This window comes from Stenotrophomonas rhizophila, from assembly GCF_003751305.1.
Taxonomy (GTDB): Bacteria; Pseudomonadota; Gammaproteobacteria; order Xanthomonadales; family Xanthomonadaceae; genus Stenotrophomonas; species Stenotrophomonas rhizophila_B.
This window is the reverse complement of sequence record NZ_RJKV01000002.1, coordinates 949,886-962,190: the sequence shown is the minus strand read 5'-3', so window position 1 is coordinate 962,190 and position 12,305 is coordinate 949,886. Positions and strand designations below refer to the sequence as shown.

The window sequence follows — 12,305 nt, the reverse complement described above, 5'->3', positions numbered from 1 at the left end:
GGCAACATCCAGGGCCGCTCAGCCGGCGACGATGTACTGCTGCAGTTGATCGAGTTTCTGCGCCTGTTCGTCGATCACCGATTTGACCAGATCGCCGATCGAGATCACGCCGAGCACGCCCGTGCCGTCGACCACCGGCAGATGCCGGATGCGGTAATCGGTGACCAGTTGCAGGCAGTGTTCCACCTGCTCGCCGGGCGCTACCGTCACTACCTTGGGGGTCATGATCTCGCGCACTTCGGTCGTGCGTGACGAGCGCTCGTGCAGGACGATCTTGCGCGCGTAGTCGCGCTCGGAAAGGATCCCGACCAGTTGCCGGCCCTCCATCACCAGCACCGCGCCGATGCCCTTTTCGGCCATCAGCCGGATGGCATCGATCACCGCCGATGTCGGCGCTACGGCGAATACCTCAGGGGACTTGCCTTCCAACAGCTGTCGTACCGTGGTCATCTCGCTGCTCTCCACCGATGGGATGCACGGCCGAGTCTGCCACGAACGGCGCCTGCCAGGTGTCAACCAGATACAGCGGGCGCTGTTTGGATTCCTCATAGAGCCGGCCGAGGTATTCACCGATCAGCCCCAGCGCGATCAGCTGTATGCCGCCCAGGAACAGGATCACCGCCATCATGGTCGGCCAGCCCGCGACGCGGTCGCCGTACAGGGCGGCCTTGAGGACGACCACCAGTGCGAACAGGAACGCGACGCTCGCTGCGGCCAAGCCCAGGTAGGTGGTCGCCCGCAGCGGCGCGGTCGAGAACCCCGTGATGCCTTCCAGCGCGAAATTCCACAGCCGCCAGACGCTGAACTTGCTTTCCCCCACCAGCCGCGCGTGACGATGATAGGGCAGCGCCTTGCGGCGGAAACCCACCCAGCCGAACAGCCCTTTCATGAACCGGTGACGTTCACGCAGCTGGCCAAGTGCCTGCAGCGCGCGCGGGGAAAGCAGTCGGAAATCCCCGGTATCAGCGGGAATCGGCGTGTTGGACAGGCGCCCGATCACCCGATAGAACACCTTCGCGGTGGACCGTTTGAACCAGCTCTCGCCATCGCGTTTCAGGCGCGTGCCATACACGTTGTCATAGCCCTGCTGCCAGAGCGCGACGAACTCGGGAATCAGTTCGGGCGGGTCCTGTCCATCGGCGTCGAGAATCATCACCGCGCCGTTGTCGACAAAATCCAGCCCGGCGGTCAGCGCCGCCTCCTTGCCGAAGTTGCGCGACAGCCGCAGCACGCCGACGCGGGGGTCCGCGTCCGCCAACCCTTGCATCACCTCCCACGAGGTATCGGTACTGCCGTCGTCGACATACAGCACCCGGCCATCGATGCCACCCAGGTCGTCGAGCACCGCGCACAGACGCACGTGCAGCATCGGCAGGGCCAAGGCTTCATTGTGGGCGGCAACCACGACGGTCAGGCGTTGGGCGTTCATGCCGCGATTGTAGCGTCAGCCAATCACGTACATGAATGCTCAGTCGTCGCCCAGGTAAGCGTTGCCGCCCAGCTGGCGGGCCTGCCGCTGGATCCAGGCCGCACGGCGCTGCACGTAGGGCCCCGGCTTGGCGGCGTTGTAGCGACGCGGCGATGGCAGCACCGCGGCCAACCGGGCGCTTTCGGCCGGGCTCAGCCGCGAGGCGTCCTTGTTCCAGTACTGCCGGGACGCCGCCTGTGCGCCATAGATGCCGTCGCCGAACTCGGCGATGTTGGCGTACATCTCCAGGATCCGCGACTTGGGCCATAGCGCTTCGATCAGCACCGTGTACCAGACTTCCAGCCCCTTGCGGATCCAGCTGCGGCCCTGCCACAGGAACAGGTTCTTGGCGACCTGCTGGCTGATCGTGCTGGCCCCGCGCAGGCGGCCACCGCGCGCATTGTGATCGCGCGCCTTTTCGATCGCCTGCAGGTCGAAGCCATTGTGCTCCGGGAAGCGCTGGTCCTCGGCGGCCACCAGCGAAATGGGCAGGCTCGCGGCCATCTGGTCCAGGTCACGCCACTGGTAATGCAGCCGGTAGCCCCAGTCGCCCTGCCCCAGCGCCTCGCCGTAGCGCCACACCATCACGCTGGACACGGGCGGATCGATGAAGCGCAGGGCCAGTACCTGCAACACGCTGATGCCGACGAAGAGCACCGGCAGCCACATCAGGCGTTTCCAGCGCCAGCGCCGCGGCGGTGACGGTTCCAGGTCCGGCTCGACCTTGAGGTTGCTGCGCTCTGCCCCCATTACTGGTGCATCCTTTACTTGCACGGTTGTCGGCGCATTATCCGGCAACCGGCACTCCTTTCGCGCAGCCACCGAACCGATGACCGCCCAGACCGACACCCTTGCCCGTTTCCTGCTCCCCGATGCCGGCGTCCGCGGCGTGCACGTGCACCTCGATGCGACCTGGCAGGAGATCCTGTCCCACGCCGCCTACCCGCCGGGTGCAGCCGAACTGCTCGGCGAAGCGAGCGTCGCCTCGGCGCTGTTCACCGGCCACACCAAGGTTGATGGCCGGCTGTCCATCCAGCTGCGCAGCAACACCGCGCTGCGCACCCTGTTCGCCGAGTGCACCGCAGCCGGTACCCTGCGCGGCATCGTCCAGCTGGCCGACGGCGGTGGTGATGCCCCGCGCGATCTGACCGCCCTGGGCGATGACGCGCTGCTGGCGATCACCATCGAGAACCCCGGCCTGGACCCGCGCGAACCGCAGCGCTACCAGAGCCTGGTCGGACTGAGCGCGGCCGGCCTGGACGAGGCATTCGAGGATTACTTCCGCCAGTCCGAGCAGTTGCCGACCCGGTTGCTGCTGGCTGCGGATGGCACCCGCGCCGCAGGCCTGCTGCTGCAGAAGCTGCCGGGCGATGAAGGCGACCAGGATGGCTGGTCGCGTGCCAGCGCGCTGTTCGAGACCCTGGGCAAGCAGGAACTGCTGGATGTGCCCGGCCACGACCTGTTGCATCGCCTGTTCCATGAGGAACACCCGGAACTGCTGGGCGACAAGGCGCTGCGCTTTGCCTGCTCCTGCTCGCGCGAGCGCGTCCAGGGCATGTTGCAGTCGCTGGGCGAAGCGGAAGCACGGGCGGCCGCCGAGCCGACCGGTGCGGTCGAAGTGCGCTGCGAATTCTGCGGGCAGGAGTATCACTTTCCGTTGACGGAATTCGACATACTGTTCCGCGAGATGGATGTATCTTCGCCGGCACCTGAACGGCTTCAGTAATTTTGGTACGAGTTTTGTTCTGGGGAGAACCAAGACTTGTTAAGAAATCATAAACGCCCTAGGATCAATGTCCCGCTTCGGCGGGAACTTGTCGTCACAGCGCTTGTCTGAGAGTTCCCATGCATCCCCTTCTGCGTCTACCGCTGGCCCTGATGATCGCCCTTGGCGCGGTCTCGGGCGCGCATGCGCAGGCCAAGGGCAGGCAGGACGGCACGGTGTTGCCGGTCTGGAACAAGGGCAGCGGCAAGGTCGAGGCGCTGCTGTATCTGGAGCCGACCGGCGAACAGGCCGTCGGTGCCCGCTGGCATTTCGGGCGCAGCTCGCTGGATGCGGCCTTTGGGCTGTCCTCCGGTGATTCGCTCGGCCTGCTGTGCAACAGCAGCCGCGGCACCAGCATCAGCGGGTTGGCCAGTCATTGCATGCTGGCTACTCTGGGCGATGAAGAAGACAACACCCTCAGCCGCCGGGTCAGCGGCACCGCCGCCTTCAACCGGCCCGGTGGGCGCGTGGGCATCACCGCCGGCAGCGGCCGCGACACCCTGCCAGCCTGGCTGGCGGGGCCGAACAAATCGCCGTCGCTGCGCGCCGAACAGAACGATCTGACCGTCTTCGGGCAGAAGAACATCGGCCGCGAAGGCTTCGTGTCGATCGGCGGCACGTATGCGAAGGCACGCCTGGTGCCGATCGCGGACGCCTCGCCGGCCATCGTCGACCGCTGGGACAGCAAGAGCCTCACCATCGGTGCTGGCTACGGCAATTTCAGCGGCAACATCATCGGCCGCGTGGTCGATGTCCCGGGGCAGCCCGGCAAGTGGGAAGGCCTGGGCGTCGGCTTGACCTGGCGCACCCCATGGAGCGGCCAGCTCACCGTGGGCGCCGAGAACGTCGTCACCCGCGGCAAGAATCCGTTCGCTCCGCGCAATGAGAGCACCGACGAAGGCACTGTGCCCTACGTCCGCTACGAGCAGGACCTGTAAGCCCTCACCGATTGGCCTGCAACGGGCCTGCACTGGTGCACGGGTGATCCCTGCCCCCTATCTGGATTGATTGACCGCTGCCTCCTGCGGCGGCATTGCCGTGCGCGCGTTCACCGTGCCCCTCATTACCGTCAGTCATGTAACGATTCCTAGCATAAGGCGTGCCGAAACGCCCGCTGACGGGACAATCACGACGCTTCAGGAACGCGGCGCCCGGTCGAGTGCGAGCCCTCCCGGCCGCCCATTCAGGCGAATTCGATACAAATCGACATAAAAAATGTGCCAAAAGTCATCACATCTTAGGCACTGCCAATGGGCGCGAAGCACTGATCGCACCCGCAATGCATTGGGGCACAAGGACTTTGCCGAATTTCACCTAAATCACATGAAGTATTAACGGGTCTTTAATTTCTCCGAATACGTGGTTACTATCGAGTCAGCTTCGCGACTTGGAGACGCCTTTCGTCTCCGCCCCGCAGAAGCCAACTTCGTGTCGTACCCAAGCCCACTTGGAGAGAGAGAGAGCAATGAATTTCAAGCACAACAAGCTGCGTGATGCAGTGGTGATCGCGCTGGTCGCGACGGCAGGCACTGCCACCACCGCTGTCGCCCAGGAGTCGGCATCGCCGACCAACCTCGATCGCATCGAGGTCACCGGTTCCCGCATCCGCTCCGTGGACGTCGAGAACTCCCAGCCGGTCTTCATCATGGACCGCGCTGCGATCGAAAAGCAGGGTCTGACCTCGGTCGCCGATGTGCTCCAGCGCATCTCGGCCAACGGTGCCGGTCTGAACACCAACTTCAACAACGGCGGTGACGGCTCGTCCACCATCAGCCTGCGTAACCTGGGTTCGGAACGCACCCTGGTGCTGGTGAACGGCCGCCGTTGGGTGTCCAACACCTCCGGTTCGGTGGATCTGAACACCATCCCGGCCTCCATCATCGAACGCGTTGAAGTGCTGAAGGACGGCGCCTCGTCGGTCTACGGTTCCGACGCCATCGCCGGCGTGGTCAACCTGATCACCCGCGGCGATTACGAAGGCGCGGAAGTCAACGCCTACGTCGGCCAGTACGGCCAGGGCGACGGTCAGCGCACCTCGTTCGACGCCACCGTCGGCACCAGCAGCGATCGCGGCAACCTGGTCATCAGCGTGTCGCGTGTTGAAGAAGACGCCGTCTCCGCCGGTGACCGCGCCATCTCGGCGGTGCCGGAATTCGGCCGCGGCAGCGCCACGTACAGCAGCTACTCGGCCAACGGCAAGATCAACGCCTCGGCAGCTGCAGGCGGCAATCTGGCCCTGCGTCCGGGCGCCATCGCCAGCGGTCTGGCCAGCGATCCGTACTACGCGCTGAACCAGTACATCCCGTACACCAGCGACTTCAACTACAACTTCGCCAAGGACAATTACCTGGCGACCCCGCAGAAGCGTAGTGCTCTGTTCGCGCAGGGCAGCTACAACCTGTCGGACAACATCACCTTCAAGATGGATGCGCTGTACAACGAGCGTCGCTCGGCCCAGCAGCTGGCCGGCTTCCCGCTGAGCACCATCAACACCGGCCTGAGCCTGAGCGGTGACAGCTACTACAACCCCTACAACGCCGCTTACGGCGGTGATGGGCGTGATGTCAGCTGGACCCACCGTCTGACCGAAGCGTCGCGTCTGTACGACCAGAACACCAAGACCAGCCACGTCTATCTGGGCCTGGATGGCTTCTTCGAGTTCGCCGGCCGCCAGTTCAACTGGGATGCCGGTTACGCGTTCAACAAGACCAACGAAGTGGAGACCCAGGTCGGCGACGCCAACCTGCTGTCGCTGGAAGCTGCCCTCGGCGCGTCCGAAGTGCGTGGCGGCCGCGTGGTCTGCGTTGACGGCCCGGGCGGCGACATCATCAGCGGCTGCACCCCGTTCAACCCGCTGTCGCCGGCCGGTGGCGTGAGCCAGGAGATGCTGGACTACATCCTGTTCACCGCACACAACACCTACCAGTACCGCAACGAAAGCGTCACCGCGAACCTCTCCGGTGAACTGTTCGAACTGCCGGCTGGCTGGCTGAGCTTCGCGGCTGGTTTTGAACACCGCAAGGAAAGCGGCTATTCCTCGCCGGACGCCTTCATCGCCAACGGCCTGACCTCGGGCAACTCCTTCACCGCGACCTCCGGCGAGTACTCGCTGGATGACGCGTACATCGAAGTGGCGATCCCGCTGCTGAAGGACCTGCCGGGTGCCCAGCTGCTGGAACTGAGTGCTGCCACCCGTTACTCGGACTACAGCAACTTCGGCAACACGCTGAACAGCAAGTTCGGCTTCAAGTGGAAGCCGCTGGACGAAGTGCTGGTCCGTGGTAACTGGGCCGAAGGCTTCCGTGCACCGTCGATCACCAATCTGTACCGTGGTGACTCCGACACCTTCGCCACCTACTCCGATCCCTGCTCGGGCGACGGTCGCTTCGCCGGCAACGCTGGCGTGCAGGCCAACTGCGCCGCCCGCGGCGTCCCGGCTGGCTTCGTGGCCGATTACAACAGCGGCGGCGGCGTCAACGGTGGCCAGACCATCTATCCGTTCACCCTTGGCGGCAACCCGGATCTGACCCCGGAAACCGCCACCAGCAAGACGCTGGGCGTGGTGTACAGCCCGTCCTGGGCGACCGGCCTGAACATCTCGCTGGACTGGTGGTCCATCGAGCTGGAAAACCGCATCAGCAGCTTCGCGGCCAACACGATCCTGGACAAGTGCTACGTTGACAACATCTCCAGCTACTGCGACCTGATCACCCGTGATGCGACCGGTCTCGTCACCGGCATGTTCATCGGCCCGATCAACGCCGGTTTCCAGGAACTGGAAGGTTACGACCTGACCGTGAAGTACCGCCTGGCAGACACCAGCGTCGGCACCTTCGGCTTCACCCTCGATTCCACCTACGTCACCAAGAACCGCTCGCGCGATTCGACGCAGGACGATTGGGAAGCGCTGAACGGCAAGTACTTCGAGTCCGATCCGTACTGGCGCCTGCGTGGCAACCTGACCACCGACTGGACCTACGGTGATTTCAGCGCCAGCTGGATGATCCGCTACCGTTCGGGCCTGACCGAAGATGTGAGCGAAGGCACGCTGGAATCGATCACGTACCACGATCTGCAGCTGAGCTACAACCTGCCGTGGAATGCGACCGTGCGCGTCGGTGCCAACAACATCTTCGCCAAGGACCCGCCGGTCACGCTGGATGCGTTCGCCAACTCGTTCGACCCGCAGTACGACATCCCGGGTCGTTACATGTACATGCAGTACACCCAGCGCTTCTGATGGGTCTGAGGTAGTAGCAACCGCTTGAGGATGGCCCGGTTCGCCGGGCCATCCTTTTTTCCTTCCAGGACCGAGGATGAGCCCCATGAAAAAAAGGATGTTGACCGGCCTGCTGCTGGCGTTCGCCGTCTCCGGCGCCGCTTGGGCGCAGGGCAAGAACGTGATCGATCTCAACCACTCGTTCGCTGAACAACGCAAGACGGTCATGGCCGATCTTGAGAGCGACAAATATCGCGAAATCTCGCTGGAACAGAAGAGCTCGGTGGTGGCGGCACTCAACCGCATCCAGGCCAAGCTCGGCACGGCCGACGATGTCTCGCGCCTGCACGAAAACGACCGCGTTGCGGTCATGAACGACCAGTCGCAGATCAATACGATCCTCACGCAGGCCGCCGCGGACAGCCGCCTGGTGTGTCGCCGCGAGAAGACCATCGGCAGCAACCTGCCGCAGAACAACTGCCTCACCGTCGCCGAACGCGCCCGCCTGAAGCTGCGCGCGCAGGACGACACCGTCCGTGCGCAACAGCGGATCGGTCAGAGCCAGAAGTAAGTAAACGCACTACCGCTGATACGCAAAGGCCTGCCCCGATCGGGGCAGGCCTTTTTTGTGCATGCGATGACCAGGCGCGCCGCGCCGCCCTCACCCGATCGGAATCAACGTCTCGATCACATGCTCCACGTAGGCCTCGAAATCCTCGCGCGCCTGCTTGGGCTGCTGCAGCTGCAGCGACAACTGCAGGAAGCCGACATAGGCGGCATAGGCCAGGCGTGCACGATGCTGCGCGTCGGTACGGCTCAGGCCGGCCTGGCGGAACGAGGCGACCAGATACTCCAGCCGGCGGTGCGACACGCGGTCGATGACCGGGCGCACCATCGGGTGATCGAGCGCCTTGAGCAGCTCGCTGTAGATGATGTGCGGCTGCACTTCATGCGCCACCACCTGGAACAGCTGGCGCAGACGCACGCGCGGATCGGTGACGTCGGCCAGGCTGCCGAACACCTGTTCCTGCTCGAACAGTTCCCAGCGCTCCAGTGCAGCCTGCAGCAATGCATCGCGCGAAGGGAAGTGCCAATAGAAGCTGCCCTTGGTGACACCGAGGCGACGCGCCAGCGGCTCCACCGCGACCGCGCCCACGCCTTGTTCGGCAATCAGATCCAGTGCGGCCTGGGCCCAGTCTTCGGCACTGAGGCGGCTATTGCGGCCGGCACGTGGCTCGCCGGCGGAAGCTTCGGGTTCATTCATAGGTGGATTTAACCATACGCCGGAGTTGGTTGCAGTATGTGAATCAGCAAAAGGGCGCTTCACGCCTGCTGCCACAAGGGATGGACCCACCATACTCCGAAGTATTGACATCGCACAGGGCAAGTCCATACTAGCGAGTATGGTCATTCCTCCTTCTCCCCTGCCCCGCCTTGGCGATGAGCGACTGACCGGCGCGCATGACGCCGTGCTGGCCGCCACCCGCACAGGTCCGGGGCGCCGTGGCACGGTGCTGTTCGCGCACGGCTTCGGCCAGACACGGCATGCGTGGAACGCCACCGCGAACGCGCTGGTCGACGCCGGCTACCAGACCCTGGCTTACGACGCGCGTGGCCACGGCGATTCCGACTGGAACCCGGCCGACCTTGCGTATCACGGTGAACAGTTCGCCGATGATCTGATCGTGCTGGCCGGTGAACAGCCGCAGCCGCCGGTCCTGATCGCCGCCTCGATGGGCGGTCTGTTCGGCCTGCTCGCCGAGTCGCGCTGGCCGGGCCTGTTTTCGGCGATGGTGCTGGTGGACATCACCCCACGCTGGGATACCGCCGGTGTCGAAAAGATCCTGATGTTCATGACCGCGCACCCGGAGGGTTTCGCGTCGCTGTCCCAGGCCGCCGACGTGATCTCCTCCTACCTGCCGCACCGCCCGCGCAAGTCGGATGATGCGCTGCGCGCATTGCTGCGCGAGGACGGCCACGGCCGCTGGCGCTGGCATTGGGACCCGCGCCTGGTCGCCGAGCTGGCGCGCGACAGCGAGCACCACCAGGACGCGCTTGCCGAGGCGGCGCGCCAGGTGAAATGCCCCGTGCTGCTGGTCAGCGGCGGCCGCAGCACCCTGGTCACCCCGCAGACGGTGGCCGAGTTCCTCGCGTTGGTGCCACATGCACGCCACGTGCAGTTGCCGGAGGCCACGCACATGGTCGCCGGCGACGACAACAACGCCTTTACCGCTACTGTGTTGGACTATCTGGACGTGTTGCCCTCGGCCTCCGCCGTCGCATCGTCCGCCATTACCGAGCACGTCACCGGAGCACGCTCATGAGCATTGTCGTTCCCTTCCTCGCGATCCTCCTGGCAGGTGCGTTCGTCGCCTACCACCGGATGCGCCTGATCACCTGGACGATCATCAGCCTGGTGCTGCTGGCCGCCTGCTGGTTCATCCCGTACGTCAACCAGACCGCCACGATCGTGGCTGCGGCCATCGTCGCCGTCATCGCCGTGCCGCTGCTGCTGCCCTTCATCCGCAAGCCGCTGCTGACCGCGCCGATGATGAAGGTGTTCCGCAAGGTACTGCCGCCGCTGTCGCAGACCGAGCGCATCGCGCTGGAAACCGGCTCGGTCGGTTTCGAAGGCGAGCTGTTCACCGGTGATCCGGACTGGAACATCCTGCTCAACTACCCCAAGCCGCAGCTCACCTCCGAGGAACAGGCGTTCCTGGACGGCCCGGTGGAAGAGCTGTGCAAGATGGTCAACGACTGGGAAATCACCCACGTTTACGCCGACCTGCCGCCGGAGCTGTGGAGCTTCATCAAGAAGAACAAGTTCTTCGGCATGATCATTCCGAAGGAATACGGCGGCCTGGGCTTCAGCGCGCTGGCCCACCACAAGGTCATCCAGAAGCTGGCCTCGGTGTCAAGCGTGGTCAGCTCCACCGTCGGCGTGCCCAACTCGCTGGGCCCGGGTGAACTGCTCAACCATTACGGCACCCAGGAACAGAAGGACCAGTACCTGCCGCGCCTGGCCGATGGCCGTGAAGTGCCCTGCTTCGGCCTGACCGGTCCGTTTGCCGGCTCGGATGCGACCTCGATTCCCGATTACGGCATCGTCTGCAAGGGCGAGTGGAACGGCGAGCAGATGCTCGGCGTCAAGCTCACCTTCGACAAGCGCTACATCACGCTGGCCCCGGTGGCCACGCTGATCGGCCTGGCTTTCCGCATGTACGACCCGGACGGCCTGATCGGCACCACCCGCGACATCGGCATCACCCTGGCGCTGCTGCCGCGCGATACCGCTGGCGTGGAAATCGGCCGTCGCCACTTCCCGCTCAACTCGACCTTCCAGAACGGCCCGATCCGCGGCAAGGATGTCTTCATCCCGCTGACCCAGCTGATCGGCGGTGCCGAGAAGGCCGGCAAGGGCTGGAACATGCTCAACGAGTGTCTGGCCGTCGGCCGCTCGATCACCCTGCCCTCCACCGCCAGTGGCGGTGCCAAGGCTGGTGCGGTGGTGACCGGTGCCTATGCGCGCATCCGCAAGCAGTTCGGCCTGTCGGTCGGCCGCTTCGAGGGCGTGGAAGAAGCGCTGGCCCGCATCGGTGGCAAGGCCTACGCGATCAGCGCGCTGTGCCAGGCCACGGCGGCGGCGGTGGACCGTGGCGACGTGCCGTCGGTGCCGTCGGCCATTGCCAAGTACCACTGCACCACCATGAGCCGTGAAGTGATCTCGGACGTGATGGATGTCATCGGCGGCAAGGGCATCATCCTGGGGCCGCGCAACTTCGCCGGCCGCAGCTGGCAGGCCGCGCCGATCGCGATCACGGTCGAAGGCGCCAACATCATGACCCGCAGCCTGCTGATCTTCGGCCAGGGTGCGATCCTCTGCCACCCGTGGGTACTGAAGGAAATGAAGGCCGCGCAGGATCCGGACACCCGTGCCGGCCTGCAGGAATTCGACCGCAGCCTGTTCGGCCACATCCGCTACGGCATCTCCAACGCCGTGCGTTCGTTCTGGTTCGGCCTGACCGGTGCCCGTTTCGGTGCCGCCCCGGGCGATGCCTACACCCGCCGCTACTTCCGCAAGCTGGACCGTTACTCGGCCAACCTGGCGCTGATGGCCGACATCTCGATGATGACGCTGGGCGGCAAGCTGAAGTTCAAGGAATCGCTGTCCGGCCGCCTGGGCGATGTGCTGAGCCACATCTACATGACCAGCGCCATGCTCAAGCGTTACCACGACGAAGGCGCACCGGCCGCCGACCAGCCGCTGCTGGCCTGGGCCTTCCATGACAGCGTGCACAAGATCGAAGAGTCGCTGTCGGCCGCCCTGCGCAACTTCCCGGTGCGTCCGATCGGCTGGCTGATGTGGGCGCTGATCTTCCCGTTCGGTCGTCGTGCCGAGGCGCCGGGCGACCGCCTTGGCCACCGCGTCGCCGCGCTGCTGATGGCGCCCAACGAAGCCCGCGACCGTCTGGCCAGTGGCGTGTTCCTGACCCCGTGCGAAAACAACCCGGGTGGCCGCATCAACAGCTACCTGTCCAAGGCGATCATGGCCGAGCCGGTGGAGCGCAAGTTCATCAAGGCGCTCAAGACCAAGGGCATCGAGGCGCTGGACTTCGTTACCCAGCTGGACGAAGCCGTGGCCGAAGGCGTGATCACCCAGGACGAGCGCACCCTGCTTGAGGAGCTGCGCACGCTCACCCTGGAAACGATCACCGTGGACGACTTCGATCCGGAAGAGCTGCGCTCGGCGGGCTACTACAAGCGTGCCCAGCAGGACGCGCAGTCCGAAGCCGCCTGATCCCGATCCTGGCACCATGTAAACGACAACGGCGGACTTCGGTCCGCCGTTTCTT

10 protein-coding genes are annotated in these 12,305 nt (G+C 64.8%); 6 read left to right on the top strand and 4 right to left on the bottom strand.

Annotated elements, in window-relative coordinates:
- Window positions 1-18: 18 nt before the first annotated feature.
- From EDF74_RS12775 to mtgA, 3 genes are read right to left on the bottom strand one after another with little or no spacing between them, the layout of a single operon-like run.
- Entirely contained in the window at window positions 19-450 is a 432-nt protein-coding gene (locus EDF74_RS12775) for a CBS domain-containing protein (RefSeq protein WP_123730455.1), read from the bottom strand.
- Complete coding sequence (locus EDF74_RS12770; protein ID WP_123730454.1) at window positions 410-1,429, bottom strand: glycosyltransferase family 2 protein; 1,020 nt, start codon at window positions 1,427-1,429, stop codon at window positions 410-412. Before EDF74_RS12770 ends, EDF74_RS12775 begins: the two co-directional genes overlap by 41 nt.
- Before the next feature lie 39 nt (window positions 1,430-1,468).
- A complete protein-coding gene (mtgA, locus tag EDF74_RS12765) occupies window positions 1,469-2,218 on the bottom strand; it encodes a monofunctional biosynthetic peptidoglycan transglycosylase (protein ID WP_123730453.1) in 750 nt (249 codons plus the stop codon).
- Between the two features lie 79 nt (window positions 2,219-2,297).
- Here mtgA and EDF74_RS12760 point away from each other — a divergent pair, with 79 nt between their 5' ends.
- The 4 genes from EDF74_RS12760 (at window position 2,298) to EDF74_RS12745 (ending at window position 8,023) form a co-directional block, all read left to right on the top strand.
- Entirely contained in the window at window positions 2,298-3,194 is an 897-nt protein-coding gene (locus EDF74_RS12760; protein WP_123730452.1) for an Hsp33 family molecular chaperone HslO, read from the top strand.
- Window positions 3,195-3,346: 152 nt separating this feature from the next.
- Window positions 3,347-4,171, top strand: a complete 825-nt coding sequence (locus tag EDF74_RS12755; protein ID WP_184997299.1) for a hypothetical protein — start codon at window positions 3,347-3,349, stop codon at window positions 4,169-4,171.
- 527 nt (window positions 4,172-4,698) lie between these two features.
- The gene (locus EDF74_RS12750) at window positions 4,699-7,473 is read left to right on the top strand and encodes a TonB-dependent receptor (RefSeq protein WP_123730450.1); all 2,775 of its coding nucleotides are present in this window, start codon (window positions 4,699-4,701) and stop codon (window positions 7,471-7,473) included.
- Between the two features lie 85 nt (window positions 7,474-7,558).
- On the top strand, window positions 7,559-8,023 hold the full coding sequence (locus EDF74_RS12745; protein WP_148045953.1) for a hypothetical protein: 465 nt from the start codon (window positions 7,559-7,561) through the stop codon (window positions 8,021-8,023).
- Window positions 8,024-8,113: 90 nt separating this feature from the next.
- On the opposite strand, the gene EDF74_RS12740 is transcribed toward EDF74_RS12745, so the two are convergent.
- The gene (locus EDF74_RS12740; protein ID WP_123730448.1) at window positions 8,114-8,716 is read right to left on the bottom strand and encodes a TetR/AcrR family transcriptional regulator; all 603 of its coding nucleotides are present in this window, start codon (window positions 8,714-8,716) and stop codon (window positions 8,114-8,116) included.
- Between the two features lie 139 nt (window positions 8,717-8,855).
- On the opposite strand from EDF74_RS12740, the gene EDF74_RS12735 reads away from it, so the two are divergent.
- Both EDF74_RS12735 and EDF74_RS12730 read left to right on the top strand, forming a co-directional pair.
- Window positions 8,856-9,776: an alpha/beta fold hydrolase gene (locus tag EDF74_RS12735; RefSeq protein ID WP_123730447.1), complete on the top strand. Its 921-nt coding sequence runs from the start codon at window positions 8,856-8,858 to the stop codon at window positions 9,774-9,776.
- A complete protein-coding gene (locus EDF74_RS12730) occupies window positions 9,773-12,250 on the top strand; it encodes an acyl-CoA dehydrogenase (RefSeq protein ID WP_123730446.1) in 2,478 nt (825 codons plus the stop codon). Before EDF74_RS12735 ends, EDF74_RS12730 begins: the two co-directional genes overlap by 4 nt.
- Window positions 12,251-12,305: the final 55 nt, after the last annotated feature.

Bases quoted from the DNA above. Each gene is read 5' to 3' on its own strand.
- EDF74_RS12775 (WP_123730455.1), bottom strand. From the start codon at position 450: ATGACCACGGTACGACAGCTGTTGGAAGGCAAGTCCCCTGAGGTATTC.
- EDF74_RS12770 (WP_123730454.1), bottom strand. From the start codon at position 1,429: ATGAACGCCCAACGCCTGACCGTCGTGGTTGCCGCCCACAATGAAGCC.
- mtgA (WP_123730453.1), bottom strand. From the start codon at position 2,218: ATGGGGGCAGAGCGCAGCAACCTCAAGGTCGAGCCGGACCTGGAACCG.
- EDF74_RS12760 (WP_123730452.1), top strand. From the start codon at position 2,298: ATGACCGCCCAGACCGACACCCTTGCCCGTTTCCTGCTCCCCGATGCC.
- EDF74_RS12755 (WP_184997299.1), top strand. From the start codon at position 3,347: ATGATCGCCCTTGGCGCGGTCTCGGGCGCGCATGCGCAGGCCAAGGGC.
- EDF74_RS12750 (WP_123730450.1), top strand. From the start codon at position 4,699: ATGAATTTCAAGCACAACAAGCTGCGTGATGCAGTGGTGATCGCGCTG.
- EDF74_RS12745 (WP_148045953.1), top strand. From the start codon at position 7,559: ATGAAAAAAAGGATGTTGACCGGCCTGCTGCTGGCGTTCGCCGTCTCC.
- EDF74_RS12740 (WP_123730448.1), bottom strand. From the start codon at position 8,716: ATGAATGAACCCGAAGCTTCCGCCGGCGAGCCACGTGCCGGCCGCAAT.
- EDF74_RS12735 (WP_123730447.1), top strand. From the start codon at position 8,856: ATGGTCATTCCTCCTTCTCCCCTGCCCCGCCTTGGCGATGAGCGACTG.
- EDF74_RS12730 (WP_123730446.1), top strand. From the start codon at position 9,773: ATGAGCATTGTCGTTCCCTTCCTCGCGATCCTCCTGGCAGGTGCGTTC.